General features: G+C 71.4%; 26 protein-coding genes. 19 read left to right on the top strand and 7 right to left on the bottom strand.

The genetic code is table 11. The features are described from left to right. Nucleotides 1-9: 9 nt before the first annotated feature. The 4 genes from ispG (at nt 10) to ACFC1I_RS14215 (ending at nt 4,191) form a co-directional block, all read left to right on the top strand. Nucleotides 10-1,161: a flavodoxin-dependent (E)-4-hydroxy-3-methylbut-2-enyl-diphosphate synthase gene (gene ispG / locus ACFC1I_RS14200; protein WP_376010511.1), complete on the top strand. Its 1,152-nt coding sequence runs from the start codon at nt 10-12 to the stop codon at nt 1,159-1,161. A 216-nt stretch (nt 1,162-1,377) separates the two neighbouring features. Beyond that, nucleotides 1,378-2,262, top strand: coding sequence for a phosphotransferase family protein (locus ACFC1I_RS14205; protein WP_376010514.1), 885 nt, complete (start codon nt 1,378-1,380; stop codon nt 2,260-2,262). A gap of 29 nt (nt 2,263-2,291) precedes the next feature. Beyond that, nucleotides 2,292-2,918 (top strand): hypothetical protein, encoded by a 627-nt coding sequence (locus ACFC1I_RS14210; RefSeq protein WP_376010517.1) that lies wholly within the window; start codon nt 2,292-2,294, stop codon nt 2,916-2,918. Nucleotides 2,919-2,955: 37 nt separating this feature from the next. Next, complete coding sequence (locus tag ACFC1I_RS14215) at nt 2,956-4,191, top strand: benzoate/H(+) symporter BenE family transporter (protein ID WP_376010520.1); 1,236 nt, start codon at nt 2,956-2,958, stop codon at nt 4,189-4,191. Between the two features lie 103 nt (nt 4,192-4,294). On the opposite strand, the gene ACFC1I_RS14220 is transcribed toward ACFC1I_RS14215, so the two are convergent. Then, a complete protein-coding gene (locus tag ACFC1I_RS14220; RefSeq protein WP_376010523.1) occupies nt 4,295-4,570 on the bottom strand; it encodes a hypothetical protein in 276 nt (91 codons plus the stop codon). Between the two features lie 114 nt (nt 4,571-4,684). On the opposite strand from ACFC1I_RS14220, the gene ACFC1I_RS14225 reads away from it, so the two are divergent. Next, on the top strand, nt 4,685-5,305 hold the full coding sequence (locus ACFC1I_RS14225; protein ID WP_376010525.1) for a TetR/AcrR family transcriptional regulator: 621 nt from the start codon (nt 4,685-4,687) through the stop codon (nt 5,303-5,305). Nucleotides 5,306-5,318: 13 nt separating this feature from the next. Here ACFC1I_RS14225 and pcp read toward each other — a convergent pair whose 3' ends face one another. Together pcp and ACFC1I_RS14235 are read right to left on the bottom strand one after the other, a co-directional pair. Then, entirely contained in the window at nt 5,319-5,954 is a 636-nt protein-coding gene (pcp, locus tag ACFC1I_RS14230; RefSeq protein WP_376010528.1) for a pyroglutamyl-peptidase I, read from the bottom strand. A gap of 9 nt (nt 5,955-5,963) precedes the next feature. Beyond that, nucleotides 5,964-7,406, bottom strand: coding sequence for an RNB domain-containing ribonuclease (locus ACFC1I_RS14235; RefSeq protein ID WP_376010530.1), 1,443 nt, complete (start codon nt 7,404-7,406; stop codon nt 5,964-5,966). Between the two features lie 88 nt (nt 7,407-7,494). Between ACFC1I_RS14235 and ACFC1I_RS14240 the strand changes: the two genes are divergently transcribed. From ACFC1I_RS14240 to ACFC1I_RS14250, 3 genes are all read left to right on the top strand, one after another. Further along, entirely contained in the window at nt 7,495-9,294 is a 1,800-nt protein-coding gene (locus tag ACFC1I_RS14240; protein WP_376010533.1) for a proline--tRNA ligase, read from the top strand. A gap of 120 nt (nt 9,295-9,414) precedes the next feature. Then, on the top strand, nt 9,415-10,464 hold the full coding sequence (locus tag ACFC1I_RS14245; protein ID WP_376010536.1) for a TIGR00730 family Rossman fold protein: 1,050 nt from the start codon (nt 9,415-9,417) through the stop codon (nt 10,462-10,464). Between the two features lie 207 nt (nt 10,465-10,671). Next, a complete protein-coding gene (locus ACFC1I_RS14250) occupies nt 10,672-12,699 on the top strand; it encodes a PhoX family phosphatase (RefSeq protein ID WP_376010889.1) in 2,028 nt (675 codons plus the stop codon). Nucleotides 12,700-12,764: 65 nt separating this feature from the next. On the opposite strand, the gene ACFC1I_RS14255 is transcribed toward ACFC1I_RS14250, so the two are convergent. From ACFC1I_RS14255 to ACFC1I_RS14265, 3 genes are all read right to left on the bottom strand, one after another. Next, nucleotides 12,765-13,406 (bottom strand): acetate uptake transporter family protein, encoded by a 642-nt coding sequence (locus tag ACFC1I_RS14255; protein ID WP_376010539.1) that lies wholly within the window; start codon nt 13,404-13,406, stop codon nt 12,765-12,767. Nucleotides 13,407-13,514: 108 nt separating this feature from the next. Beyond that, entirely contained in the window at nt 13,515-14,036 is a 522-nt protein-coding gene (locus tag ACFC1I_RS14260; protein WP_376010541.1) for a pyridoxamine 5'-phosphate oxidase family protein, read from the bottom strand. 85 nt (nt 14,037-14,121) lie between these two features. Further along, the gene (locus ACFC1I_RS14265; protein ID WP_376010544.1) at nt 14,122-14,958 is read right to left on the bottom strand and encodes a DUF1206 domain-containing protein; all 837 of its coding nucleotides are present in this window, start codon (nt 14,956-14,958) and stop codon (nt 14,122-14,124) included. Between the two features lie 128 nt (nt 14,959-15,086). Here ACFC1I_RS14265 and ACFC1I_RS14270 point away from each other — a divergent pair, with 128 nt between their 5' ends. From ACFC1I_RS14270 to rbfA, 5 genes are all read left to right on the top strand, one after another. Beyond that, complete coding sequence (locus ACFC1I_RS14270) at nt 15,087-16,955, top strand: lipase family protein (RefSeq protein WP_376010546.1); 1,869 nt, start codon at nt 15,087-15,089, stop codon at nt 16,953-16,955. A gap of 126 nt (nt 16,956-17,081) precedes the next feature. Further along, entirely contained in the window at nt 17,082-18,071 is a 990-nt protein-coding gene (gene nusA, locus ACFC1I_RS14275) for a transcription termination factor NusA (RefSeq protein WP_376010549.1), read from the top strand. A gap of 40 nt (nt 18,072-18,111) precedes the next feature. Continuing rightward, on the top strand, nt 18,112-18,363 hold the full coding sequence (locus tag ACFC1I_RS14280; protein WP_376010551.1) for a YlxR family protein: 252 nt from the start codon (nt 18,112-18,114) through the stop codon (nt 18,361-18,363). Nucleotides 18,364-18,458: 95 nt separating this feature from the next. Further along, nucleotides 18,459-21,266, top strand: coding sequence for a translation initiation factor IF-2 (gene infB, locus ACFC1I_RS14285; RefSeq protein ID WP_376010554.1), 2,808 nt, complete (start codon nt 18,459-18,461; stop codon nt 21,264-21,266). A gap of 66 nt (nt 21,267-21,332) precedes the next feature. Continuing rightward, a complete protein-coding gene (gene rbfA / locus ACFC1I_RS14290) occupies nt 21,333-21,767 on the top strand; it encodes a 30S ribosome-binding factor RbfA (RefSeq protein ID WP_045296353.1) in 435 nt (144 codons plus the stop codon). Nucleotides 21,768-21,836: 69 nt separating this feature from the next. Here rbfA and ACFC1I_RS14295 read toward each other — a convergent pair whose 3' ends face one another. Beyond that, complete coding sequence (locus ACFC1I_RS14295) at nt 21,837-22,703, bottom strand: A/G-specific adenine glycosylase (protein WP_376010556.1); 867 nt, start codon at nt 22,701-22,703, stop codon at nt 21,837-21,839. A gap of 130 nt (nt 22,704-22,833) precedes the next feature. On the opposite strand from ACFC1I_RS14295, the gene ACFC1I_RS14300 reads away from it, so the two are divergent. Genes ACFC1I_RS14300 through ACFC1I_RS14325 form a run of 6 tightly spaced genes read left to right on the top strand, consistent with a single transcriptional unit; the run spans nt 22,834 to nt 26,932 of the window. After that, nucleotides 22,834-23,472 (top strand): hypothetical protein, encoded by a 639-nt coding sequence (locus tag ACFC1I_RS14300; RefSeq protein ID WP_376010559.1) that lies wholly within the window; start codon nt 22,834-22,836, stop codon nt 23,470-23,472. Between the two features lie 35 nt (nt 23,473-23,507). Then, entirely contained in the window at nt 23,508-24,188 is a 681-nt protein-coding gene (locus ACFC1I_RS14305) for a uridine kinase (RefSeq protein WP_376010561.1), read from the top strand. Further along, on the top strand, nt 24,188-25,075 hold the full coding sequence (truB, locus tag ACFC1I_RS14310) for a tRNA pseudouridine(55) synthase TruB (RefSeq protein WP_376010563.1): 888 nt from the start codon (nt 24,188-24,190) through the stop codon (nt 25,073-25,075). Before ACFC1I_RS14305 ends, truB begins: the two co-directional genes overlap by 1 nt. Beyond that, complete coding sequence (locus tag ACFC1I_RS14315; protein WP_376010565.1) at nt 25,072-25,440, top strand: hypothetical protein; 369 nt, start codon at nt 25,072-25,074, stop codon at nt 25,438-25,440. The genes truB and ACFC1I_RS14315 overlap by 4 nt, the downstream gene beginning before the upstream one ends. 41 nt (nt 25,441-25,481) lie before the next feature. Then, nucleotides 25,482-25,928, top strand: a complete 447-nt coding sequence (locus ACFC1I_RS14320; protein WP_376010567.1) for a hypothetical protein — start codon at nt 25,482-25,484, stop codon at nt 25,926-25,928. Continuing rightward, nucleotides 25,925-26,932, top strand: coding sequence for a bifunctional riboflavin kinase/FAD synthetase (locus ACFC1I_RS14325; protein ID WP_376010570.1), 1,008 nt, complete (start codon nt 25,925-25,927; stop codon nt 26,930-26,932). The genes ACFC1I_RS14320 and ACFC1I_RS14325 overlap by 4 nt, the downstream gene beginning before the upstream one ends. Nucleotides 26,933-26,965 lie beyond the last annotated feature (33 nt).

Consider the following 26,965-nt stretch of genomic DNA (forward strand, 5'->3'; position numbering starts at 1 on the left):
CTGTCAGACGTGCCAGCCGTCAACATCGGGATGCCCAAGGTCCCCGAAACGCTCGCCCCCCGTCGCAAGACCCGCCAGATCAAGGTGGGCAAGGTGCTGGTCGGTGGCGGCGCGCCCGTCAGCGTCCAGTCGATGACCACGACGCCGACCACCAACATCAACGCGACGCTGCAGCAGATCGCCGAGCTCACCGCCTCGGGCTGCGAGATCGTCCGCGTCGCGGTGCCGTCGCAGGACGACGCCGATGTGCTGCACATCATCGCGGCGAAGAGCCAGATCCCGGTGATCGCCGACATCCACTTCCAGCCGAAGTACGTCTTCCAGGCGATCGACGCCGGCTGCGGCGCTGTGCGCGTGAACCCCGGCAACATCCGCAAGTTCGACGACCAGGTCGGCGCGATCGCCGCCGCCGCGAAGGCTGCGGGCGTGTCGCTCCGCATCGGCGTGAACGCCGGCTCGCTCGACAAGCGCCTGCTCGAGAAGTACGGCAAGGCCACGCCCGAGGCGCTCGTCGAGAGCGCCGTGTGGGAGGCGTCCCTCTTCGAGGAGCACGACTTCCACGACTTCAAGATCTCGGTCAAGCACAACGACCCGATCGTCATGGTGAAGGCCTACCGTCAGCTCGCCGAGCGCGGCGACTGGCCCCTGCACCTCGGCGTGACCGAGGCCGGCCCCGCGTTCCAGGGAACGATCAAGTCGGCGACGGCGTTCGGCATCCTCCTCGCCGAGGGCATCGGCGACACGATCCGTGTGTCGCTGTCGGCCCCGCCGGCCGAAGAGGTCAAGGTCGGCCACCAGATCCTGCAGTCGCTCAACCTCCGCGAGCGCAAGCTCGAGATCGTGTCGTGCCCGTCGTGCGGCCGCGCGCAGGTCGACGTCTACACGCTGGCCGACAACGTGACCGAGGGTCTCAAGGACATGACGGTGCCGCTGCGCGTCGCGGTCATGGGCTGCGTCGTGAACGGCCCCGGCGAGGCCCGCGAGGCCGACCTCGGCGTCGCGTCGGGCAACGGCAAGGGCCAGATCTTCGTGAAGGGGCAGGTCATCAAGACGGTGCCCGAGGCCGACATCGTCGCGACCCTCATCGAAGAGGCGAACCGCATCGCCGACGAGATGGGCCCCGAAGCTCCCGTCGGCACCGCGCAGGTCGTCACGTCCTGACGGTCGCGGCGGTCTGACCGCCGAGACAGGGGATCCCCGCCGAGACCGGGGGTGACGTCCACGGTCTCGGCGCCGTACCCCGGCCTCGGCGCTTCCGAGGAGCCCTGAGCCCGGAGCCCGGAGCCCGGAGCCCGGAGCCCGGAGCCCTGAGCCCTGAGCCCTGAGCCCGAGCCGACCGCTCGGGCATGGGCGTCAGGCGCATGGCAGGATCCGAGGGTGCACCATCCCTCGACGCCTCGTCCCGACACGGGCTTCGGCCGCCTGACGGCCATGCAGCGCGCACTCGTCAGCGAGTGGATCCCCGGCGCTGAGGTCGTGGCCGACCTCAGCTGGAATCAGGTCGAGACCGTCGTCCTGCAGGTGCAGCACGGCGATCGCATGCTGATCGTGAAGGCGGCGGGTGACGCCGACCACCACCTCGGCCGCGAGCTCGACGCCCACGAGGGCGGATACGTCTCGCCGTGGGCGCGCACGGGTCACGCGGCCGGACTCCGTTTCGCCGACCGGGGAGCGCGCGTCCTGGTGCTGGACCGGCTGCCCGGCGACCTCGCATATCGCACCGCCGCCGGCGTCGAGCCCGAAGTCCATCGCCGCGCGGGCGCACTGCTGCGCGAGTTCCACGCGCAGGCGACGCGGCCTTCGGAGGGGACGGATGCTGCCGCCACCCGCCGCGCGATGGCCTGGCTCGACACGTCCCACGCGATCGCGCCCGACGTCGAGCACCGGCTTCGCGCCGCGCTCACCGCACTGCCGCCGGTGGAGGAGGACCTCGTGCCGACCCACGGCGACTGGCAGCCGCGCAACTGGCTCGTGGACGCCGGCGACGTGCGCGTCATCGACTTCGGTCGCTTCGCGTTCCGCCCCGCCGCGACGGACTTCGTGCGGCTCGCCGCGCAGGAGTGGCGTGAGAGCCCCACGTGCGAGACGGCGTTCTTCGAAGGCTACGGCCGCGACCCGCGGCATCCATCGCACTGGATCCTGATGCGCATGCGCGAGGCCATCGGCACCGCCTGCTGGGCGCACCAGGTCGGCGACGTCGAGTTCGAGGCGCAGGGCCACCGCATGATCGCCGACGTGCTCGCGGAGTTCGACGCGCGCTGAGCCCCGAACGGCTCCGTTACTGTGAGCGCATGGTGCACATGCGCAGAGTCGGCGATGTCGAGGTGTACGAGCGGCTGCGCTTCGTGCCGCTGACCGTCGGTGCGGCGGTCGCGGCCGTCGGGCTCGCGCTGCTGCCGGTGTTCGACCCGAGGTACACCGGGTTCTCCGCGGGCATCGGCCTGGTGCTGTGGCTCCTGTGGGCGGGCGGGGTGTGGCCGCGCGTTACGGTCGAGACGGACGCGGTGCAGGTGCGCAACACCTTCACGACCACGAGGTTCGCGTTCGCCGCGCTCGACGGCGTGTCGTCGGGCCTCGCGCTCGACTTCCGCCTGCGCGGCGGGCGCCGCGTGCGGGCGTGGGCGGTGCCGGGGCAGCAGAACCTCGGCCTGGAGGCGATGCGATCCGCGGACGCCCACGCGGGCGGGTTCCTGCCCGTCCGTCGGGTCTCCGAGCTCACGGTGGGAACCGCGACGACGCCCGCGGGTCAGGTGGCTGCGACGATCGCCCGCAGGCTCGCGCAGGCCGAAGTGGCGGGCCGGGTCGCCGTCGATGATCCGCCCGCGCAGGTGGTGCGCCGCGTCAACGTGATCATCGTCGTGGTGACCGCCGTGCTCGTCGCCCTCGCCGTCGTCGCCATCGCCGGCAGCCCGTCGTGAGTGTGGGCCCGACCGCGGTGCGACGCATGACCGACGCATGACCGACGCACCGCAGCCCCGCCCGGCCCCCGAACCCGAGCCCCAGCCCGGGCCCGCGCCCGAGACCGCACCGCTGTCGCGGCCCATCGTCGCGGGGATCGTGACGGCGCTCGTCGGCGTGACGAGCTCGTTCGCCGTCGTCCTCACCGGTCTCGACGCCGTCGGCGCCACGCGCGCGCAGGCCGCCAGTGGCCTCCTCGTGCTCTGCCTCACGATGGGTGCGTCGGCGATCTTCCTGGCATGGCGCTACCGCATGCCGATCACGGTCGCGTGGTCGACGCCGGGCGCCGCTGTGCTCGCCGCGACCGGCGCCGTCGAGGGCGGTTGGCCGGCGGCGGTCGGCGCGTTCCTCGTGACTGCGGGCCTCATCCTCCTCACGGCGCTCTGGCCGCAGCTCGGCCGTCTCATCGCCCGGATACCGCCCTCCATCGCGCAGGCGATGCTCGCCGGCGTGCTGCTTCCGCTGTGCCTCGCGCCGATCACCGGGCTGGTGCTGAACCCGTGGGGCGTGGTCCCGGTGCTCGTCACGTGGCTCGTCTTCGTGCGGCTCGCGCCGCGGTGGGCGGTGCCGCTCGCGTTCGTCGCCGCAGCGGTCGTGATCGGAGTGGATGCTGCGGCCACGGGCGCGACGATCGACCCCGCGCTCCTCGTTCCGCGACTGGAGTTCACGGCGCCGACGCTCACTTTCGGTGCGGTCGTCGGACTCGCGCTGCCCCTGTTCCTCGTGACCATGGCGTCGCAGAACGTGCCGGGCATCGCGATCATGCGCAGCTTCGGCTACCAGGTCCCGTGGCGGCCGGCGATGCTCGTGACCGGCGTCGGCACGGCGCTCGGCGCGACCGCAAGCGGGCACGCGATCAACCTCGCCGCGATCAGCGCGGCGCTCGCCGCGGCGCCCGATGCCGATCCCGACCCGAAGCGCCGCTGGGTCGCCGGGGTATCGACGGGCGCCAGCGGCATCGTCCTCGGCGGGCTGTCGGCCGCCCTCGTCGCGCTGGTCGTGGTGGCCCCCGAGGGCGTCATCCCGGCGGTCGCCGGCATCGCGCTGTTCGGCGCGTTCGGCGCAGCGGTGCAGCAGGCGATCGACGACCCGGGGGAGCGGCTCCCCGCCGTGGTGACGTTCCTCGTCGCGGCGTCCGGCGTCGCGATCGCGGGCGTCAGCGCCGCCTTCTGGGCGCTGGTGGCCGGACTCCTGGTGCGCGAGGTGCTCCACTTCGGCCGCCGCGCGCGCTGACCACGCCGCATCTGCGACGAGCGGAGGAGATGTGGGGAGCGGAGGGTCGAATAAGCCGAGACCGCCCTCCGCTCCTCGCATCCCCTCCGCCCAGCACGCGGCGTCAGCCCCGGCGCGCGGCGCGACGGCGGTGAAGCGCCGCGTGCACGCCGAGCAGGCGCGGCACGACGACGTAGACCGCGAGCGGCACCACGACGGCGGTCAGCACCAGCGCGCGGAGCACCGGATGCCACGACTCCGACACGGGTGCGAGCAGCAGCATCCCCACTGACACGAGCGGGAAGATCGCGAGCCACGTGATCATGGCGCGGACATGGACGGACGGCGCGTGGACCGGCACGCTGACGCGGATGGGTTCGGTGCTCGAAGAAACAGACATGTGCGGCATCCTTCCGAAAAGCCAACTGAATGGTTGCAACTGGCTGGTTGTAAGTGAACCACCGCGCAGACTATTCCGCAACCAGATAGTTGGTTCGTTCGCTACGATCGGCACATGGCGTGGGACACCGAGCGAACCAAGCGCCTGCTGCTCGACGCGGCGATCGTGGAGTTCAGCGAGCATGGCCTCGCCGGCGCGCGCGTGGACCGCATCGCCGCAGCCGCCGGCGTCAACAAAGAGCGCATCTACCAGTACTTCGGGAAGAAGGACGAGTTCTTCGCGACCGTGCTGGCCGAGGCGCTGCAGTCCGCTCTGCAGTCCGTCCAGGTCGAGGGCACCGGGCCCGAAGCGGTCGGCGACTACGCCGCGCGGCTGTTCGACCACCACATGGCGAACGGCCACATCCCGCGCCTGGTCTACTGGGAAGGGCTCGAGCGCGGCATCGCGGCGGCCGACAGCCCGGTGCGGGCCGAGTTCCACGCCGAGAAGGTGACGCGCATCCAGCGCATGCTGCCGGGAACCGGACGGGTCGAGGCGGGGGAGCTGCTGCTCACCCTCGTGAGCCTCGTCAACGCGTGGCCGGTGCTGCCGCAGCTCGACGCGCTCATCGTCCCCGATGCCGGCGAGGGCGCCGCGCGGATGGCGGCCCGTCGCTCGGCGATCGTCGCCGCCGTGACCGCCGCCGCGACCGCGGTCGCGGCGACCGCGTCTCCCCGAGGAGCCGCAGACCGCTGACGCGTCCGCCGTGTCAGTGCAGCGTCCCTCCGGGCGCGGCGGTGTCGGCCGTGACGTCGAGGCTCGTCCGCACCGCGATCTCGAGCGCCCGGGCGATGTCGGCGAGCGGCAGGGTCGCAGCATCCACCGATGGCGCATGCTCGGCAGACCAGGGAACGTGCACGAATCCGGCACGGGTTGCGGATGCTGCGGCCTCGAGCGCCGTGAAGAACACGTGGTTGCAGACGAACGTGCCCGCCGAATACGACACCTCGGCGGGAACGCCGGCGGCGCTGATGCGTCGCGCGATCTCCTTGACGGGGAGCGTCGCGAAGTGGGCGGGTGCGGCACCGGGGGCGCTCGGCGCGTCGACCGGCTGATCGCCGTCGTTGTCGGGGATGCGCGCGTCGATGAGGTTGACCGCCACGCGCTCGACGCCGATCGCAGCTCGTCCGCCCGCGAGGCCCGCGGCGATCACGACGTCGGGCTCGTGCTCCGCCATCAGTGTGCGCAGTCGCTCGGCCGCCCCCGCGAATGTGACGGGCAGCACGGCCGTCACGAGCACCTCGGGGCCGCTCCAGCGCTCGGCCACGAGGTTCACGGCGGCTCCTGAGGGGTTGGCGGCGTCGCCGCCGAACGGCTCGAACCCGGTGAGCAGCACTGTCGTCATACGACCACGCTAGGCGGTCGGTTCGAGCACGACGGTGCCCGAGGCGATGTCGACGGACGTGAGACGCAGCCGCACGGTCGTGCCTGCGACGGCGTCGAGTCCCGCGACCTTCGCGGTGACCGGCGGCTCGGTCAGCTGCACGCGGGCGCCGTCGCCGCGAAGGCCCAGCACCACGGCGTCGAAGACGTGGCCCTCGTGACCCGAGAGCAGCGCCGCCTCGATGCGATCGACGGTCGCCGCGCCCAGCCGGCTCGCCACGCCGTCGCTGCGCGCCATGATCTTCGGCAGCGACGGCAGGCTCTCGCGCGCCCACCCGGGCACCTCCCGCCCGTTTGCGAGTGCTTCGCAGATCACGAGCGACCAGCGGTCGACGAGGCGCCGAAGCGGTGCCGTGGCATGCGCGTACGGGGCGCCGATCGCCGCCTGCAGCGGGTCGGCGGGCGGCTCCCCATCGAAGGTGACGTAGCCGGCGCCGCGGAAGAGGCCGGCCGCGGCATCCAGGATCGCCAGCGCCGCGGGCGCATCGCGGTCGAGACCGCGCAGGTAGTCGCCGTACGACAGATCAGAGGGCCACGGGATGCCGAGCGCCACCGTCTGCGCCCGGAACGCGGCGACGTCGTCTGCCTGGGCGGCGGGCATGGTGCGGAGGATGCCGACGCGGCCCTTCATCATGATGTCGGCGGACGCCATGCCGGTGAGGAGGGAGACCTGGGCGTTCCAGTCCTCGACGGCCAGCGGGGCGTCACGCTCGAGGTGGTACCCGGTCTCGTCGGCGACGATGCGGGTCTCGGGAACGTTCAGGCTCGCGCCGCCGCGCTCGGCTTCGCGGGCGAGTCGCAGCGGACCGAACCAGGCGAGCGCCGCGAGGCTCGCCGGGGCCGTGCCGGCGTCGATCGCGGACTGCGCGTCGACGTAGCTCCACTGGGCCCGCGAGCGGATGACCGCGCGCCGCAGGGTCGTCTCGACCGGCCGTGCCCCGTCGTCGAGGACGAACGTCCAGACGAACGCGCGCCGGTCCCGATCCGGCAGAAGCGACGCGGCGTCTTCACTGATGACGACGGGATGCAGCGGGATCCGCCCGTCCGCCGCGTACAGGGTCTGCCCGCGACGGCGCGCTTCGGCGTCGATCGCGCCGTCGGGCGTCACGAACGCGGGGAGGTCGGCGATCGCGTAGTGCAGTACCGCCCCGGTCGGGGTGCGTTCGAGATGGAGTGCCTGGTCGAGATCCATGGAGCCCTCGGGGTCGATCGTGAGGAACTCGAGATCGCGGAGGTCCTCGAGCCCGGCGGCCACCGGATCGAGGGCGACGGTGCGCGCCGCGCGGTGCGCCTCGGCCTCCACCTCCTCGGCGAACTCCGCCGGCAGCTCCAGCTCCTCGCGGAGCTGCGCGAGGGACTCGACGAGCTCATCGTGGACGCGTGCGGGGGCGATTCGAGGTCGGCGTGCGGGCACCCGCTCAGTGTAGGCACCGGCCCATGACGGGGTCGTGAACGAATCCGGCGCGGGGGCGCAGCATCCGTTCGCCCTAAACTTGTCCCTCGTGGTCACCCGTCTGTCGAACTTCTTCCTCCGCACACTCCGCGAAGACCCCGCCGACGCTGCTGTCGCGAGCCACAAGCTGCTCGTGCGCGCCGGCTACATCCGCCCGCAGGCCGCGGGCATCTTCGCATGGCTGCCGCTGGGTCTGCGCGTAAAGGCCCGGATCGAGACGGTCGTCCGGGAGGAGATGGCAGCCGCGGGCGCCCAGGAGGTGCACTTCCCGGCACTCATGCCGCGTGAGGCGTACGAGGCCACCGGCAGGTGGGAGGAGTACGGCGACCTGCTGTTCCGTCTGCAGGACCGCAAGGGCGGCGACTACCTGCTCGCGCCCACCCACGAAGAGGCCTTCACGCTGCTCGTAAAGGACCTGTACTCGTCGTACAAGGATCTGCCGCTCACGATCTACCAGATCCAGGACAAGTACCGCGACGAGGCGCGTCCCCGTGCGGGCCTCCTGCGCGGCCGCGAGTTCACGATGAAGGACGCGTACTCGTTCGACTCGTCCGACGCGGGCCTCGACGCGAGCTATATGCTGCAGCGCGACGCGTACGAGCGCATCTTCCAGCGCCTCGGTCTCGAGTACGTCATCGTGCAGGCGGATGCCGGAGCCATGGGCGGTTCGCGCTCCGAGGAGTTCCTGCACCCCACCGCCGTCGGCGAGGACACGTTCGTGCGCTCCGCGGGCGGGTACGCCGCGAACGTCGAGGCCTACACGACCATCGCCCCCGAGCCGATCGCGCTCGACGGGCTCGGTGCTCCCGTCATCTTCGACTCGCCGAACACCCCCACGATCCAGACGCTCGTCGACCACTCGAACGCGCACCTCGACGCTCCCGCGGCGGGCATCGCGGGCCCGGCCACCGACGGCCTCACGGAATGGACCGCGGCGCACACGCTGAAGAACGTCGTGCTCGCCCTCACCCACCTCGACGGCACGCGCGAGCTCGTGATCGTCGGCGTGCCCGGCGACCGCGACGTCGACGACAAGCGCGTCGAGGTGGCGTTCGCCCCTGCTGAGGTCGAGCCCGCGACGCCCGAGGACTTCGAGAAGCACCCGCTGCTCGTGAAGGGCTACATCGGCCCGTGGTCCGAGACCGGCCCGGTGCTCGGCGAGGAGTCGGCGACCGGCATCCGGTACCTGCTCGACCCCCGCGTCGTCGACGGCACCGCGTGGGTCACCGGCGCCAACATCGACCAGAAGCACGTGCACACGCTGGTCGCGGGCCGCGACTTCACCGGCGACGGAATCGTGGAGGTGGCCAGCGTCCGCGCGGGCGACCCGGCACCCGACGGCTCGGGCCCGGTCGAGCTCGCGCGCGGCATGGAGATCGGGCACGTGTTCCAGCTCGGCCGCAAGTACGCCGAGGCGCTGGGTCTCAAGGTGCTGGACGAGAACGGCAAGCTCGTCACCGTCACGATGGGCTCGTACGGCATCGGCGTCACCCGCATCCTCGCGATCATCGCCGAGCTGAACAACGACGACAAGGGCCTGATCTGGCCCGACTCGGTCGCGCCGTTCGACGTGCACGTGGTCGCTGCCGGCCGCGAGCCGGTGATGTTCGACGTGGCCGCGCAGCTGTCGGCCGACCTCGAGGCCGCCGGCTTCGACGTGCTCTACGACGACCGCCCCAAGGTCTCGCCCGGCGTGAAGTTCGGCGACGCGGAACTCGTCGGCGTGCCGAAGATCGTCATCGTCGGCCGCGGCGCCGCCGAGGGCCAGGTCGAACTGTGGGACCGCCGCACCGGCGACCGCGAGGTCGTGTCGGTCGCCGACGCCGTCGCGCGCCTCAGCGCGCGCTGAAACCGAGCACCGCCGACCCCTGTCCGAGGGCCGGCGGTGACCGCCACGAGGCGGGGCCGCAGCCGGGCTCGTTCACGCGTCGTCCACCGAACGGCCGCTCGGCGTGGCACCCTGGGCATCATGGGCCCCAGCGATACCGGAACCATCCCGCACCCCGTGACAGAGGAACTCCGCGCGACGATCGCCGCGGCGGGCATCACCGACAGCACCGACCTGGTGGCCCGCATCCTCGCGACCGGCATCGGACTGGGGATCGACGACACCGAGCGTCTCGACCTCAAGATCACGTCCGCGGCCCTCAGCGAGATGCGTGCCGCGTTCCGCCTGTTCGCGCCGTACCGGGGGATCCCCAAGGTCACGATCTTCGGGTCCGCCCGCACGCTGCCGGACGACGCGCTGTACCGGCAGGCGTCCGAGGCCGCGTCGGCGCTCGCCGAGCGCGGCTGGATGGTGGTGACCGGAGCGGGTCCGGGGATCATGCAGGCCGCCGCCGAGGGGGCGGGCCCGCACAATTCGCTGGGAGTGTCGATCCGTCTCCCGTTCGAGGAGAAGCCCAACGCGATCGTGGGCGCCAATGCGCGTAACGTGGCAATGAAGTACTTCTTCACGCGCAAGCTCATGCTCGTGAAGGAATCGAGCGGTTTCGTCTGCGTGCCGGGCGGGTTCGGCACGCTGGACGAGATGTTCGAGCTGCTCACGCTGCAGCAGACCGGCAAGGCCGATCCCACGCCCATCGTCCTGCTCGACGCGCCGGGCGGCACGTTCTGGTCGGGCCTCAGCCGCTTCGTCGACGAGCATCTGCTGCCCTCCGGTGTGATCTCGAGGGGCGACTTCGACCGCGTGCTCATCACCGATTCGGTCACGGCCGCGGTCGACGAGCTCACCGGTTTCTACCGCAACTACGACTCGTTGCGGTGGGTCGGCAAGCGCCTCGTGCTGCGCCTGAAGGCGGAGCCGACGGATGCTGAGGTCCAGGCGCTCAACGCCGCGTTCGGCGACCTCCTCACCGAGGGCGAGATCGAGCGGCGCGAACCGCTCACCGTCGAGATCGAGGACGACGACGAGCTGCAGTGGCCGCGGCTGGTCCTGCGCCTGAACCAGTTCCGCGTGGGGGAGCTGCACCGCCTGATCCGGGCGATCAACGCGCTCGAGTCCGCACCGGCCGCCTGACGGCACCGGGTCCTCGGCGGGCGGAGGACGCAGCATCCGTCCCGCGTATGAGGCCGTTCTCATGGCCTCGTAGCCGGCCGTTCACCTCGGGTTCCGGCGGGCTTCGCTGTGCGCGAGGATGCTGGCGCCACCCCACGCCAGCCCGCTGTCATGCATGCCGAGAGGACGCTCGTGAGCATCATCGAAGGATTCCGCCGTTCCCTGCCCATGGCCGACCACGCACGAGGCAAGCGCCTCGCCGTGACGTGCCAGTACAAGTGCGCCAACGCGTGCCTCGGACCCGAGTGCAACACGTCGCACAACGAGACGTTCCAGGATGTCGCCGCCGCCGCACTGTCGCGCCGCGCGCTCCTCGGGCTCGGCGCCGCGGGCGCTGTCGCCGTCGCCGTCGGCGGCCTCCGCGGGCAGGCGCCCCTGTCGGGTCCGGGGTCGTCGGGCGTCGGGGGAGCGGGTGCCGCGTTCGCACGTCCCGTGGGGGGCAGCCTCCCGTTCGACCCGATCGACCCGGTGGGCGCCACTGTCGACGAGTTCACCGTGCCGGGCGGCTACACGTGGCGCCCGATCATCCGCTGGGGCGACCCGCTGTTCTCGAACGCCCCCGCGTTCGACATCGACGCGCAGACGCCCGCTGCACAGGCCGTGCAGTTCGGCTACAACTGCGACTACCTCGACATCGTCGCGGACCCGAGCGGCAAGACCGGCGTGCTGGTGAACAACCACGAGTACGTCAACCCGAACATCATGTTCCCGCCGTCGTCCGACCCGGCCGAGCTGCAGCGACGCGGCGACATCTACAAGGCCGCGCAGGGCATGTCGGTCGTCGAGATCACGCGCAAGCGCACCGGCGCGCCGTGGTCGTACGTCGTCGGCGGCAAGCGCAACCGGCGCATCACGGTCGAGACGGTGTTCGAGCTCACCGGCCCCGCCGCGGGCAGCGACCTCGTGAAGACCGCCGCCGACCCCGAGGGCCGCTGGGTGCACGGCACGCTCGGCAACTGCGCCGGCGGCACCACGCCGTGGGGCACGATCCTCTCGGGCGAGGAGAACTTCAACGGCTACTTCGCGTGGGCGGCCGACACGGCCGGGCAGAAGCGCTACCAGGCCACGTCGTCGACCTCGACCTCGACCGGCTGGGAGAAGTACGACCCGCGCTTCGACGCGCACAACGCCGATTACGTCAACGAGCCCAACCGCTTCGGCTACATCGTCGAGATCGACCCGCAGGACCCGACCTCGACCCCGCGCAAGCACACGGCGATGGGCCGCTTCAAGCACGAGGGCGCGAACGTCATCGTCGCCGAGGACGGCCGTGTGGTCGCGTACATGGGCGACGACGAGCGCAACGACTACCTGTACAAGTTCGTCTCGAAGAACAAGATCTCGGGCTCGCGCAAGAAGAACCTGCAGCTGCTGAGCGAGGGCGACCTGTACGTCGCGAAGTTCTCGGGCAACTCGCCCGCGAGCCAGATCACCGGCACCGGCGCCCTGCCCGCCGACGGGAGGTTCGACGGCTCGGGCGTCTGGATCCCGCTCACGCGGAACGGCAAGAGCGTCGTCCCCGGGTTCACGACCGAGGAGGTGCTCGTCTACACGCGCCTGGCGGCGGATGCCGTGGGCGCGACGAAGATGGACCGCCCGGAGGACGTCGAGCCGAGCCCGAAGACCGGCAAGGTGTACCTCGCGCTCACGAACAACTCGACGCGCTCGGCGGCGACGATCGACGAGGCCAACCCGGTCACGGGGAACCGCTTCGGCCACGTCGTGGAGATGACCGAGCTCGCCGGGCAGTCGGGCACGACGTTCGGCTGGAGCATCCTGCTCCTCTGCGGCGACCCTGCCGCGTTCGCGAACTCGTACTTCGCCGGCTTCCCGAAGGAGCTCGTGTCGCCGATCTCGTGCCCCGACAACGTCGCGTTCGACTCGGCGGGCAACCTCTGGATCTCGACCGACGGCGCGCCGAGCACGATCGGCTACAACGACGGTCTGTTCCTGGTGCCGCTCGAGGGCGCAGAGCGCGGCCACGTGCAGCAGTTCCTGTCGGTGCCGCGCGAGGCGGAGACGTGCGGGCCCGTCATCCACGACAAGGACGGCCTCGTGTTCGTCGCGGTGCAGCACCCGGGGGAGAACGGCACGTTCGCCGCGCCCACGTCGTTGTTCCCCGACTACGGCTCGACGGCGGCCGGTGCAGTCGCCACGGCGCCGCGCCCCTCGGTCGTGCAGGTCTACCGCGGCTGAGCCCGTCCACCGGAGAGCGACACCGCCCCGCTTGTCTCAGGCGGGGCGGTGTCGGCGTTGCGGCATCAGGATTCCGGGTTGGGGTCGCCCAGGATCCACGGCGGGCCGAGCGGCACGACCCGGCGCCCGATCGTGCGCCAATAGAACTTCTCCACGAGCATGTAGGCGGCCAGCGCCGACGCGAGCATGAGCAGGATCGAGCCCGCGATCGCGGGTCCCTCGGTGTCGGTGAAGGCCGCGACGGACTGGAGCCCCAGACCCAGCGAGACGCTCAGCAGCGTGATGGGCAGCACCGTGTTGTGCACGGCCCCGGCGGGCGTGAAGAGCAGCGCCAGGATCGCGAAGACGAGCGAGAACAGCCCCCGCGCCTGCGCGGTGACCTCGAAGAAGCCCAGCTCCTCGCCCAGGAGGAACCCGGGCACCACGATCCAGTACCACCCGAACGCGTTGTAGACGATGAAGTGGAAGTTGTCGCCCGCGAAGTACGACAGCATCCCGGCGGTCACCTGCACCACGCCGCCGAACACCGCACCCACCCAGAAGACCGGGGCGTCGTCCTGCAGGCCGAGGTGCGCGAGCTGGGCGGTGACGGTGGCGATCACGAAGCCCAGCAGCCCGATGAGCCCCGGGTCGGCGACGCGCAGGCCGCCCCCGCGGGGGACGCGGACGGCGTCGGTGATCGCGATGTTCGTCGTGCCGTCGGTCATGCGTGCCTCCTGTGCATCGCCAGCGCCGGTCGAATCCTGCACGGCCAGTATGGCCGAGCGCGGGATCAGCGCCGCGACGCGCACGCGGAACGCGCGCGACGGGTCGCGTCAGCAGCTCACCCTGCCGTGCGACATCGTGTCGTCGGGGGTGTCGCGGGTCACCAGCGCCTTGAGCATGCCCGCCGCGGCGACGAGCTTGCCGTGCCGGGGCTCCCAGAACTCGCACTCGACGGGCGTCACCCTCAGCAGCACGATGCCGGGGGTGTCGAGCCCGTCTTCGAACCAGATGTCGAGGCTGGGGGAGTACAGCTCCTTCATCTTCGCCTCGTCGCGCACCACCTCGGCGCGGCCGGCGACCGACACGTAACGGTGCCCCTTCGCGTCGAGATACGACAGCCCGACGTCGTGATGGGGGTCGGCCTGGCTCTCGGCCACCTTGCCGGTGCCCGCGAGGGTGAAGAACCAGATGTCGCCCTGGGCGTCCATCTGACGGGTGCTCATCGGGCGGCTGACGAGGTTCCCGGCGGCATCCTGCGTGGTCAGCATGGTGAAGTCGATGTCTTCGACGAGTTCCTTGACCCGCGCGATGGCTTCCGGACCGGTGACGAGATCTTCCTCTGTGTGCGTCATGCCCCTCAGCGTCGGTCGCGTCGCAGGGGCACACCAGACCATTGACACGATGGATGCTGCGGCCTACGCCCGACTCCGCGTCCTGTCACATCCAGGCGAAGCGTGCGCGGGCGATCGTGAAGACGCCGTACGCGAGGAAGCCGAGGCCCACGACCCACGCCAGCGCGGGACCGAGCGGAAGCGCGAGCAGTGCGTCGATCGCGCCGTCGAGGCCGCCCGCCGCCTTCGCGTCCACGCGGACCGCCGCGACGACGAGCAGCACGCCGACGATCAGGAGGGCTACGCCCTTGGCGACGAAGCCGACGACACCCAAGGCCGTGAGACCCCACCCGAGGCCACCCTCGGGGATGCGCATGCGCGCGCGGAAGCTGCGGCGCACGCCCATGACGACGAACGCGACGCCGCCGATGCCGATGGCGACGCCGAGGAGCCCGAGGACGATGGGGCCGCCGGGAACCTGCAGGAGGTTCCGGCTCGCGCCCTCGGCGGTCTTCTCGCCGTCGGGCCGCGCGCCCATCGCGACCGCCGCAGAGATCGCCCCGAGTGCGAGGAACACCGCCGCCTGGCCGAACTCGGCGGCCCGGCGGCTCCACTTGCGCGCCGCACCCTTGGCGTCGCCCGAGAGATCGTGCGCCAGTACGCCCTCGCTCACATGCCAGAGCGCCAGCGCCCACAGGCCGATCGCGATGAGCCACAGCACGACGAAGCCCACCGGCGCGCCGGCGACGGCCTTCATGGCGCCGGCCTGGTCGCCCTCGCCGTCGCCGCCCGAGGCGATCACGATCACGATGACGCCGATGAGCGCGTGGATGAGCCCGTTCGCGACGTACCCGGCGCGCGCGAACGTCTCGAAGACGGAGCTCGACTCCGCCTCGCGCGCGAAGTGCTTCGCGTTCGCCTTGACACCGTCAGGGGTCGCCACGCCCTCACGGTAGCCCTCGCGACGGCGCCCGGCAGGGGCTTGACGCCGTCTTCCCGCGGTGGCAACCGGCCGTGCGGGCGCAGACGCCTTTGCGGGGCCTCATACGCAGTCGATCTATCATGGGGCGGATGATCCGCGAGGGCCGTCGACTGCCCGCGACGGGCTGGAGCGTCGTACCTCGTCTGGTGCGCGCGGCTCCGCCCGTCGTGCTCGTCGTCGTGGGCGCGCTGTCGCTCCTGGTCGGGCTGCTCATCGTCACGCGGCCGCTCACCTCCCTCGTGCTGCTCACCGTCTACGTGGGTCTCAGCGCCGTATTCTCAGGCTTCGCGCGCCTGTTCGCCGCGCCCGAGACGCCGCTGTGGTCACGCGTGATGTTCGGTGGGCTGTGGATCGTGCTGGGCCTCGCGATCCTGTTCGGTCTCGGCCGCACGCTCGAGCTGCTGCCCGAGATCATCGCCGTGCTGCTCGTGCTGGGCGGGCTCGCGTCGGTCTACGACGCCGTATCGCGCGGCAACGTCAGCCAGCGCGTGCTCGCGGCGGTGTGGGGCGGCACCCAGATCGCGTTCGGCATCCTGTCGTACGCGTGGCCGGATGTCACGGTGCTGCTCGTCGCGGTGATCTTCGGGGTGCGCACGATCGTGTTCGGGGCGACCCTCCTCGTGCGCGCGGTGCGCGCGTTCGTGGAGGGCAGACGGTCTGTGCCGGCGACGGGGCTGCCCGCCGCATCCGTCCCCGCCTCCGCGTCACCGAGACGCCGCCGCGTCCGCGCCGCATGGCTGGCGGCGGGGCGCTATGCGCTCTCGGTGCTGCTGGTGGTGCTCGCGGTCGGCGGATGGTGGGCGAACTCGTGGTTCGCGGACGGCGCGCAGGTCGTGGACGCGTTCTACGATCCGCCGGAGGTCGTGCCCTACGACCACGGGCGTCTGATCCGCAGCGACGACTTCACGGGCCAGAAGCCCGCGGGCGCCGACGTCCATCGCATCCTGTACACGACGCGGGACGCCAACGGCCAGCCGGCGGTGGCCAGCGCCCTCGTCATCGTTCCCCAGGACCCGCCGCCCGGACCGCGGCCGGTCGTCGTGTGGAACCACGGCACCACGGGGGTCGCACGCGGCTGTGCGCCGAGCCTGCGCGATGCGTCGGCGACGAAGTGGGCGATCCCGGGTCTCGACCAGGCCGTCGCGAACGGCTGGGTGGTCGTGGCCTCCGACTACTCGGGGCAGGGTGCGCCCGGCGTCTTCCCGTACCTCATCGGCCGCGGTGAGGCGCGGTCGTCGCTGGACGCGGTCATTGCGGCGCGGGAGCTCGAGGGCGTCACCCTCTCGAGCCGGACCGCCGTGTGGGGGCACTCGCAGGGCGGGCACGCGGCCCTGTGGACCTCGCAGATCGCGGAGGACTACGCACCCGGCCTCGACGTGCGCGGCACCGCGCTGCTGGCGCCCGCCGCGGAACCCGTCGCGCTCGCGGAGGAGCTGACCAGCGGCGACGCGAACGCGCTGCTGTCGATCCTCATCTCGTGGGTGCTCGTGCCGTACGCCGACACGTACGACGACGTCGACCTCACCCGCTACATCGCCCCCGGCTCGGAGGCGATCGTCCGGGAGATGACGCAGCGGTGCCCGTCGGAACCCGGCGTGATCGTGTCGGTCGCGACCGCGCTCGGCGTCTCGGAGGACCGTCCGCTGTACGTCGGCGACCTCACCGCCGGGGCGCTCGGCCGGCGCCTGGAGGACAACACCCCGAACGGGCCGTGGACCCAGCCGATCCTCATCGCGTGGGGCGACGAGGACGAGGTCATCCCGCCGCACCTGCAGGACGAGTTCGTGGACCGGCTCTGCGCCGACGGCAATCAGGTGCGGAGCCTCCAGTACCGCGGCTACGACCACCTGCGCACCCTCCTTCCGGGATCGCATTTCGTGCCGGTGCTGATCGAATGGACCGACGCCCGGTTCCGCCACTCCGACACCCACGTGGACGACTGCCCGGCGCAGGGATGAGCGGTGCGACGGCGGCCCCGTGGGGCTCGGAGCCGACTCGCAGAACCGCCGGACGCGGCATCCGGTAATGTTGGAGGGTTCCGGCGCGCGCAGGCGTGCCGGTGAGAGCTGAATACGGAGGCCACTGTGGACATCGATCTCGGACTGCTGCGGACTGTCGAGCGCGAGAAGGAGATCCCCTTCGACGAGCTTGTGCGCATCATCGAACAGGCGATCCTGACCGCCTACGCCAAGCACACCTCGCCCACCGGCGAGCTGCCGGAGGGCGCGCGCGCGGAGCTGGACCGCAAGACCGGTCACGTGGCCGTGTTCATCCCGCTGCTCGACGACGAGGGCGCGGTCGTCGGCGAAGAGGAGTCGACCCCCGAGGACTTCGGCCGCATCGCCGCGTTCGCCGCGAAGCAGGTCATCAGCCAGCGCCTCCGCGACATCGCGGACGATGCCGTGCTGGGGGAGTTCCGCGGCAAGGAGGGCGACATCGTCGCCGGCGTCGTGCAGCAGGGCCCGAACCCGCGCATGGTGCACGTCGACCTCGGCACCGTCGAGGCGATCCTGCCGCCCGAGGAGCAGGTGCCCGGCGAGGACTACGCCCACGGCGCCCGCCTGCGCGTCTACGTGACCTCGGTCGCGAAGGGCACCAAGGGCCCGCAGATCACCGTGTCGCGCACGCACCCGGGGCTCGTCCGCAAGCTCTTCGCGCTCGAGGTGCCCGAGATCCCCGCGGGCCTCGTCGAGATCGTCTCGCTCGCGCGCGAGGCCGGCCACCGCACCAAGATCGCGGTGAAGGCCAACGACCCGTCGATCAACGCCAAGGGCGCCTGCATCGGCGAACTCGGTCGCCGTGTGCGCGCGGTCACCGAGGAGCTCGGCGGCGAGAAGATCGACATCGTCGACTACGACCCCGAGCTCGCGAAGTTCGTCGCGAACGCGCTGTCGCCCGCGAAGGTGACCTCGAGCTTCATCCTGGATGCCTCGAACAAGGCCGTGCGCGCGCTCGTGCCCGACTACCAGCTGTCGCTCGCGATCGGCAAGGAAGGGCAGAACGCCCGCCTCGCCGCGAAGCTCACCGGCGCGAAGATCGACATCCAGCCGGACTCGATCCTCGAGGAGCGCTGAGGCGCCCGCGCGGCGCTGGCTCCCAGCCCCGGGGTGTAACATGGAAGCCGTACGAACGTGCGTCGGATGCCGTACGCGTACTCTCCGGTCCGCTCTCCTCAGAGTGGTCTCCATCGATTCCGTCCTCGTCGTCGACGAGCGCGCATCGATGCCCGGAAGAGGCGCGTGGGTGCACGAGACGCCGGAGTGCGTGGATGCCGCCATCCGGCGCCGCGCCTTCGTGCGGGCATTGCGTGTGTCAGGCCCGCTTGACACGCAGACCATCGAAAAGCACATCCAGCGAAAAGGCTGAACGGCTATGGAAACAAAGTGAACGGCTCGAAATGAGACCCGTCCGCGAATAACGGTCTGCCCTGTCCCGGGGTGGACCCCAGACAGGAGAAATTAGTGGCTGGCAAACCACGCGTGCACGAGATCGCTTCCGAGCTCGGCGTCGACAGCAAGGTCGCACTCGAGAAGCTGAAGGCGCTCGGCGAATACGTCAAGAGCCCCTCGTCCACCATCGAACCCCCCGTAGCGCGCAAGCTCCGCGCTGCGCTCGAAGCCGACGGCGCGGCCAAGTCCGCTGACGCGGCGCCCGCTGCGGCGAAGCCCTCTGCGGCGCCCGCCGCCCCCGCGGCGAAGCCCGGTGCACCTGCGGGTCGTCCCGGCCCGGCTGCGAAGCCCGGCCCGGCGCGTCCGGCAGCCCCCGCCGCTCCGGCGGCGAAGGCGGCACCGGCGGAGGCCGCACCGGCGGCTCCCGCCGCGAAGGCCCCTGCTGCTCCGGCACCCGCCGCCCAGGCGGCTCCCGCCGCCAAGGCTCCGGCCGCGCCCGGCGCGCCCAAGCCCGGCCCCGCCGCGGCGACGCCGCAGCCGCCGCGTCCGGGTGGCACGCCGCGCCCCGGCAACAACCCCTTCGCGTCCTCGCAGGGCATGGGCCAGCGTCCCGCCGGCCCGCGTCCGGGCAACAACCCGTTCGCGTCGTCGCAGGGCATGGGCCAGCGCCCGAGCCCCGGCAACATCCCGCGTCCCCAGGCCCCGCGCCCTGGCGCTCCTCGCCCCGGCGCCCCGCGTCCGGGTGGCGCAGGTCGCCCCGGTGGCGGCGGTCGTCCCGGCGCCCCGTTCCAGCAGCGTCCCGGCGGTCCCGGTCGTCCCGGCGGTGCCGGCGGCTTCCAGCGTCCCGGCGGCGCGCCCGGTGCGGGCGCACCCGGCGGCTTCGCCGGTCGTCCCGGTGGCGGCGGCGGTCGTGGCCGTGGCCCCGGCGGTGGTACCGCAGGTGCCTTCGGCAAGGGCGGCGGCAAGTCGAAGCAGCGCAAGTCGCGTCGGGCGAAGCGTCAAGAGTTCGAGATGCGGTCGGCGCCGGTCGTCGGCGGCGTCAACGTCTCGAAGGGCAACGGCGAGATCATCCGCCTGCGCCGCGGCGCATCGATCGCCGACTTCGCCGACAAGCTCGAGGCCCTGCGCGGCTACACCGTGCAGCCCGGCACGCTCGTGACGATCCTCTTCAACCTCGGCGAGATGGCCACGGCCACCGAGTCGCTGGACGAGGCCACGTTCGAGGTGCTCGGCGCCGAGCTCGGCTACAAGATCCAGATGGTCTCGCCCGAGGACGAGGACAAGGAGCTCCTCGAGGGCTTCGGTCTCGATCTCGAGGCCGAGCTGGAGGCGGAGAACGAGGAAGACCTCGAGATCCGGCCTCCGGTCGTGACCGTCATGGGTCACGTCGACCACGGTAAGACGCGACTGCTCGACGCCATCCGCCAGACCAACGTGGTCGCGGGCGAGGCCGGCGGCATCACGCAGCACATCGGTGCCTACCAGGTCTGGACCGAGCACGAGGGCATCGAGCGCGCGATCACCTTCATCGACACCCCGGGTCACGAGGCGTTCACCGCCATGCGTGCCCGTGGTGCGCAGGTGACCGACCTCGCGATCCTCGTGGTCGCGGCCGACGACGGCATCATGCCGCAGACGGTCGAGGCCCTGAACCACGCGCAGGCGGCCAACGTGCCGATCGTGGTCGCGGTGAACAAGGTCGACAAGCCCGACGCCAACCCGGCCAAGGTGCGCCAGCAGCTCACCGAGTACGGCCTGGTCGCAGAGGAGTACGGCGGCGACGTCATGTTCGTGGATGTGTCGGCCCGTCAGGGCACCGGCATCCAGGAGCTGCTCGACGCGGTGCTGCTCACGGCGGACGCCGGCCTGGACCTCACGGCCAACCCGAACAAGGACGCCCGCGGTGTCGCCATCGAGGCGAAGCTCGACAAGGGTCGCGGATCGGTGGCCACGGTGCTCATCCAGTCCGGAACGCTGCGCGTCGGCGACGCGATCGTCGCGGGCACGGCCTACGGCCGCGTCCGTGCCATGGCGGACGAGAACGGCGACCCCGTGCTCGAGGCCTACCCCTCGCGTCCGGTGCAGGTGCAGGGTCTCAACTCGGTGCCGCGAGCCGGCGACACGTTCATCGTGACCGAGGAGGACCGCACCGCCCGCCAGATCGCCGAGAAGCGTGAAGCGGCCGAGCGCAACGCGCAGCTGGCCAAGGCCCGCAAGCGCATCTCGCTCGAGGACTTCACCCGTGCTCTCGAAGAGGGCAAGGTCGAGTCGCTCAACCTCATCATCAAGGGTGACGTGTCGGGTGCCGTCGAGGCGCTCGAGGAGTCGCTGCTCAAGATCGAGGTCGACGACTCCGTCCAGCTGCGGATCATCCACCGCGGCGTGGGTGCGATCACCGAGTCCGACATCAACCTCGCGACGATCGACAACGCGATCGTCATCGGCTTCAACGTCCGTCCCGACACGAAGGCGCGCGAGCGCGCCGCCCGCGAGGGTGTGGATGTCCGGTTCTACTCGGTCATCTACAACGCGATCGACGACGTCGAGCAGTCGCTCAAGGGCCTGCTCAAGCCGGAGTACGAAGAGGTCCAGTCGGGTGTCGCCGAGATCCGCGAGGTGTTCCGCTCCTCGAAGTTCGGCAACATCGCGGGTGTCATCGTCCGCTCGGGCACGATCACGCGCAACGCCAAGGCGCGCGTCATCCGCGACGGCGTGGTCCTCGCGGACGGTCTGGCGATCGAGTCGCTGCGCCGCTTCAAGGACGACGTGACCGAGGTCCGCACGGACTTCGAGTGCGGTATCGGCCTCGGCAAGTACAACGACATCCAGGTGGGCGACGAGATCGAGACCACCGAGATGGTCGAGAAGCCCCGCGCGTAAGCCGCGCACCGTGAGGGGCGTCCTGATCCGTCAGGGCGTCCCTCACGCTTCGAAAGGAGCACGTCAATGTCTTCTGAACGTCAGGCCCGTCTGGGCGACCGCATCCGCGTGATCCTGGCCGAGCGTCTCGAGAAGGGTCTGCGCGACCCGCGGCTGGGCTTCGTCACCATCACTGACGTCCGCGTCACCGGCGACCTGCAGCATGCGTCCGTGTTCTACACGGTGCTGGGTTCGGCGGAGGAGCGCGAGGATTCCGCGAAGGCCCTCAAGGCGGCGACCGGGATGCTGCGCTCCGAGGTGGGCAAGCACCTCAACGTGCGTCTCACCCCGTCGCTCGAGTTCATCCCCGACGCGATCCCCGAGAACGCCGGTCACATCGCCGACCTGCTCCGCGAGGCGCAGGAGCGGGATGCCGCGGTCGCGGGTCTCGCCGCGTCGGCCACGTACGCCGGCGACGCCGACCCGTACCTCAAGCCGCGCGAACTCGACGAAGACGAGTAAGCGCCCTCCACGCACGCAGAACGCCGCGATCGAGTTCCTCGGTCGCGGCGTTTCGCGTCGACGGCGCCGTCAGGCCGGCAGCCGCAGCATCCCGTCGACAGCTTCGGCGAGTCCGTCTGTGATGAGCGAGTCGATGGCGCGGTCGCGCTGCAGCGCGTCAGGCCAGTCCGGTACGACCTCGGCCAGCGGGACTGCGTGGGTCGCGGCATCCCTCAGCGTCTTGAGCACCGCGCCCCGCGCCTGCCGGTCGCTGCCTTCGTACCGTGCCTGCTTGCGCCGCTCGTCGCCCGTGTCGGGCCTGCCCGCGGCGAGCCAGGCGCAGCGATCGCTGAGCGGGCAGACGTCGCACCGAGGAGTGCGGGCCGTGCACACCGTCGCCCCGAGCTCCATCGCGGCCGCGTTCACGATGGCAGCCGTCTCGCGGTCGCGGGGGAGGATCGCGTCCATGGCGTTGAGGTCGCGCCGTGCCGGGGGACCCGGCTGCGACCTGCCGTCGACGGCGCGTGCCAGGACGCGACGGGTGTTCGTGTCGACGACCGGATGCCGGTCGCCGTATGCGAAGACCGCCACGGCACGGGCGGTGTAGTCGCCGATGCCGGTGAGGGCGAGGAGTGCGTCGACATCGCGCGGGACGACGCCGTCGTGACGGTCTCGGATCTCGACCGCGGCACGGTGCAGCCACAGCGCCCGCCGGGGGTACCCCAGGTTCGCCCACTGCCGCACCGCGTCGGCGGGGGCGGCTGCGGCCATGTCGGTGGGCGTCGGCCATCGTTCAAGCCACGCCTCGAGGTGGGGGATCACGCGGTTCACCGGCGTCTGCTGGAGCATGAACTCGCTCACCAGCACCCCCCACGCCCCGAACCCCGGCCGCCGCCACGGCAGGTCGCGCGCATGCTGTCGGTACCACTCGACCAGCGGAGCGGCGAGGTCGGGCATGTCATCCAGCGTAGGCGTCGCGCACCTCGGATCGGCCACGCATCACGACTGCGTCACGAAGCGGGGGCTTCGTCCGCGCGACCCTCCGGCGGCCTTGTACTGTGCTCGTGACATCCCTCAGGAGAGATTCATGCGCCTCACGGCATCCGCCGCCCTTCTTGTCTTGACCGCCGTCGTTCTGGCCGGCTGCGCGAGCCCGGCCGGGCCGCAAACCTCGACGCCTCCGACGCGTCCCGACGCCTCTGCCACGGCAGCCGCAGCGGAACCGAGCGCGACCGCCGGCGCGACACCGACGATCGACCCCGAGGACCCCTCGACCTGGCTGATCACGGACTCTGGAATCGGTCCGATCGAGCTGGGCATGCCGTTTTCCGCTGCGCTCGAGCTGATGCCCCCGGGCACGACGAACGATCCTGAGCGGTGCGCCTGGCTGGCGTGGTGGACCGCGGAGGACCAGGACTACAACGTTTACACCGCCGGATCCTCAGACGCGGCGGACGCCGGTCCCGTCGGCCTGGTCGCGACGGAGGCATGGGCGAACGCCGTGGCGGGGCCCGGCCCTCGTACGGCGGACGGCATCGGCGTGGGCTCGACGGTGGACGAAGTGCGTGCCGCCTACCCCGAGGCGGTCGAGACGGTGGACACGATCGACTCGTCGATCGTGCACCTGCGGGCAGGAAGGATCTTCTTCACCTATCGGGAGGATCCGGTGATCGCCTCCGTCACCGTGACGGCCATGGAGATGCCCCCGTACGAGCTCTGCGGCTGACGAAGGCGTCCCGCCGCCGGCCGTAGGCTGGAGGCATGCGCCTGCCCGTCACCCCGACCACGACGCTGTGGCGCGAGCTGCGCGACCGCGTGCGGCGGAAGTACCCCGCCGGGCGGGTCATCGTCGCGATCGACGGGTTCGACGGCGCGGGCAAGACGGTGTTCGCCGACGGCCTCGCCGAGGTGTTCGCCGAGACCGGCGATGCGGTGTTCCGCGCCGGCATCGACGGCTTCCACCGCTCCCGTGCGGAGCGCTACGCCCGCGGGCGACGCAGCCCCGAGGGCTTCTACCGGGATTCCTACGACTACGCCACGTTCCGGCGCGTGCTGATCGATCCCTTTCGCGACGGAGCGCAGACCGCGGGTACGACAGGGTTCCAGCTGACGGCGTTCGACGTCGCGCGTGACGCGCCGGTCGAGTCGCAGTGGGTCACCGCCCCGCTCGACGCGGTGCTCGTCGTCGACGGCATCTTCCTCCACCGGCCCGAGCTGCAGGACCTGTGGGACTGGTCCATCTGGCTCGACGTGCCGTTCGACGTGGCATACGCCCGCATGGCGCTCCGCGACGACTCCGATCCCGATCCCGATGCCCCCTCGAACGCGCGCTACCGGCAAGGACAGGAGATCTACCTGAACGAGGCGCAGCCGCGGGACGCGGCATCCGTCATCGTCGACAACGCCGACCTCGCACACCCCCGGATCGTGGGGCGCAGCTGATGGCCGCCCCCGGAATCCTGCTGGTCGACAAGCCCGGCGGCATCACCTCGCACGACGTCGTCGCGCGTGCGCGACGCGCGCTCGGAACGCGCAAGATCGGCCACGCCGGCACGCTCGACCCGATGGCGACGGGACTGCTCGTCCTCGGCGTCGAGGGCGCGACGCGCCTCTTGACCTTCGTGGTCGGGCTCGACAAGACGTATGAGGCGACGATCCGCCTCGGGGTCGCGACCGACACCGACGACGCCGAGGGCCAGGTGATTTCCCAGACGGATGCCTCGTCCCTGGACTCCGCCGCGATCTCCGCGGGCATCGCGGCGCTGACCGGGCGCGTCTCGCAGGTTCCGAGCACCTATTCGGCGATCAAGGTCGACGGGCGCCGTGCCTACGACCTCGCGCGGTCGGGGGAGGACGTGCAGCTCAAGGCCCGCGAGGTCACCGTGTCGCGGTTCGACGTCGTCGCCGAGCGCCGGACGGGCGCCACCGTCGACCTCGATGTCGTCGTGGACTGCTCGAGCGGCACGTACATCCGCTCGCTCGCGCGCGACCTCGGCACCGCGCTCGGCGTCGGCGGTCATCTGACCGCCCTGCGGCGCACGCGCATCGGCCCCTTCGACGTGGCCGAGGCCGCGGCCGTCGACGCGATCGCCGAGGCGCCGCTGCTCGATCCGGCCGCCGCGGCCGCCGCCGTGCTCGGCCGGTTCGACGTGACCGCCGACGAGGCGCGGGACCTCCGCCACGGCAAGCGGCTCCTCGGCGCCGCCGAGCGCCTGCCGGCGAACCCGACCGCCGCGATCGACCCGGCCGGCGTGCTCGTCGGCGTCGTCGAGCGGCGCGGCGCCGACGTCAAGAGCGCCATGAACATGCCCGAGGAGGCAGCCCGTTGATCCTGTGGTTCACGATCGTCCAGGTCGTCGCCGCCGTCGTGGCGGGACTCTTCTGCATCATCGCGGGCCTCGCCGGCCGTCGCCCCAGCGACTGGACGGTCGGCTCGCTCGCGGTCGTCGAACTGCTGCTGCTCGCGCAGGTCGTGATCGCGATCGTCGCGCCGTTCGCGGGCAACCCGCCGTCGGGGAGCCTGCTCGAATTCTGGGTCTATCTCGTCTCGGCCGTGCTGCTGCCGCTCGCCGCCGTCGCGTGGGCGCTCCTGGAACGCAGCCGCTGGAGCACCGTCATCATGGGCATCGCGGCGCTCTCGATCGCCGTCATGGTGTGGCGCATGTACGTCATCTGGACCGTGCAGGTCGCGTAGCGCGGCTCGGCCACAGCGACACGAACTAAACTCGTCTGGTTATGTCGACCACTTCCGCTCGCCCCCGCATGACCGGCATCGGCCGCGTGCTCGTGATCGTCTACGCGATCATGGCCCTCGGCGCCACCGGTCGGTCCTTCGTGCAGATCGTCGAGCGCTTCGACGAGGCGCCGGTCGCCTACACGCTGTCGGCGCTGTCGGCCGTCGTGTACATCGTCGCGACGCTCGCGCTGGTGTTCGCAGGCCGCCGCGGCTGGTACGCGGTGGCCTGGGTGGCGATCGTGTTCGAACTCGTCGGCGTGCTCGTGATCGGAACCCTGAGCCTCGTCATCCCCGAGCTCTTCGCGCACCCGACGGTGTGGTCGTGGTTCGGCATGGGGTACCTGTTCGTGCCGCTGGTGCTGCCGTTCCTCGGCATCTGGTGGCTCGCGACCCATCACCCCGTCGCCGAGGCGCCTGCGCCCGCAGCCGCGGCGGCGCTGTCGTGATCGTCTTCCGCGACCCGCGCGAGGTGCCGGCGGGCTTCGGCCCCTCGGTCGTCGCGATCGGCAAGTTCGACGGCGTGCACTCAGGACACCGTGCGGTCATCGATCGCGCGATGGTGGATGCTGCGGCCTCCGGTGCGCGCGTCGTCGCGGTGACCTTCGACCGCAACCCGCTGGCGCTGCTGCGCCCCGAGATCTGCCCCGAGAGCCTGGTCGGCGTCGAGCAGAAGCTGCGGCTGCTCGCCGACGCCGGCGTGGACGCGACCCTGATGCTCACGTTCGATCGCGCCCTCGCCGACCTCGGGGCGCGCGAGTTCGTCGAGCACGTGCTCGTCGGCGCACTGGGTGTGCGCATCGTGATGGTCGGTGCGGACTTCCGCTTCGGCCGCGGCGGCGCCGGCAACCCCGACCTCCTGCGCGAGATGGGGGCCGAGTTCGGCTTCGAGGTCGACGTCGTCGACGACGTCCGCGCCATCGACGCCGGCCGCCGCGTCTCGTCGACGTGGGTGCGCGAGCTGCTCGACGCCGGCGACGTCACCGGCGCGACCCGTCTGCTCGGTCGCCCGCACGCCGTGCGCGGTGAGGTCGTCCACGGACTCAAGCGCGGTCGCGAGCTGGGCTTCCCTACGGCGAACCTCTCTGCCGACCTCGAAGGATTCGTGCCCGCCGAGGGCGTCTATGCCGGCTGGCTCGTGGACGAGGGCGTGCCAGGGGACGGGGCATCCGTCCCGCGCAGCAGCGTGCGGTACCCGGCGGCGATCAGCATCGGCACGAACCCCACGTTCGACGACGTGAAGGTGCGCCAGGTCGAGGCGTACGTGCTCGACGAGACCGACCTCGACCTCTACGGCCACGTCGTCGAGATCGAGTTCGTGTCGCGGATCCGCGGCATGGTCGCGTTCGAGGGGATCGAGCCGCTGATCGAGCAGATGAACGACGACATCGACCGCGTCCGGCACGAACTCGCCGGGCCCGCCGGGTCGGCCCATCCGTCCGCTCACCCGTAGACCCGCGCGCCCGCTCGCCCCTACGATCGAGGC

The organism is Microbacterium sp. NPDC056044 (assembly GCF_042267145.1).
Lineage (GTDB): Bacteria > Actinomycetota > Actinomycetes > Actinomycetales > Microbacteriaceae > Microbacterium.

Excerpts from the sequence above, each read along its gene's own strand:
- ACFC1I_RS14210 (WP_376010517.1), top strand. The coding sequence starts at position 2,292 with ATGGTGCACATGCGCAGAGTCGGCGATGTCGAGGTGTACGAGCGGCTG.
- ACFC1I_RS14300 (WP_376010559.1), top strand. The coding sequence starts at position 22,834 with ATGCGCCTCACGGCATCCGCCGCCCTTCTTGTCTTGACCGCCGTCGTT.
- ACFC1I_RS14320 (WP_376010567.1), top strand. The coding sequence starts at position 25,482 with ATGTCGACCACTTCCGCTCGCCCCCGCATGACCGGCATCGGCCGCGTG.
- ACFC1I_RS14280 (WP_376010551.1), top strand. The coding sequence starts at position 18,112 with ATGGAAGCCGTACGAACGTGCGTCGGATGCCGTACGCGTACTCTCCGG.
- ACFC1I_RS14295 (WP_376010556.1), bottom strand. The coding sequence starts at position 22,703 with ATGCCCGACCTCGCCGCTCCGCTGGTCGAGTGGTACCGACAGCATGCG.
- rbfA (WP_045296353.1), top strand. The coding sequence starts at position 21,333 with ATGTCTTCTGAACGTCAGGCCCGTCTGGGCGACCGCATCCGCGTGATC.
- ACFC1I_RS14250 (WP_376010889.1), top strand. The coding sequence starts at position 10,672 with ATGGCCGACCACGCACGAGGCAAGCGCCTCGCCGTGACGTGCCAGTAC.
- ACFC1I_RS14305 (WP_376010561.1), top strand. The coding sequence starts at position 23,508 with ATGCGCCTGCCCGTCACCCCGACCACGACGCTGTGGCGCGAGCTGCGC.
- ACFC1I_RS14255 (WP_376010539.1), bottom strand. The coding sequence starts at position 13,406 with ATGACCGACGGCACGACGAACATCGCGATCACCGACGCCGTCCGCGTC.
- truB (WP_376010563.1), top strand. The coding sequence starts at position 24,188 with ATGGCCGCCCCCGGAATCCTGCTGGTCGACAAGCCCGGCGGCATCACC.
- ACFC1I_RS14220 (WP_376010523.1), bottom strand. The coding sequence starts at position 4,570 with ATGTCTGTTTCTTCGAGCACCGAACCCATCCGCGTCAGCGTGCCGGTC.
- ACFC1I_RS14260 (WP_376010541.1), bottom strand. The coding sequence starts at position 14,036 with ATGACGCACACAGAGGAAGATCTCGTCACCGGTCCGGAAGCCATCGCG.
- ACFC1I_RS14270 (WP_376010546.1), top strand. The coding sequence starts at position 15,087 with ATGATCCGCGAGGGCCGTCGACTGCCCGCGACGGGCTGGAGCGTCGTA.
- pcp (WP_376010528.1), bottom strand. The coding sequence starts at position 5,954 with ATGACGACAGTGCTGCTCACCGGGTTCGAGCCGTTCGGCGGCGACGCC.
- ACFC1I_RS14215 (WP_376010520.1), top strand. The coding sequence starts at position 2,956 with ATGACCGACGCACCGCAGCCCCGCCCGGCCCCCGAACCCGAGCCCCAG.
- ACFC1I_RS14225 (WP_376010525.1), top strand. The coding sequence starts at position 4,685 with ATGGCGTGGGACACCGAGCGAACCAAGCGCCTGCTGCTCGACGCGGCG.
- ACFC1I_RS14245 (WP_376010536.1), top strand. The coding sequence starts at position 9,415 with ATGGGCCCCAGCGATACCGGAACCATCCCGCACCCCGTGACAGAGGAA.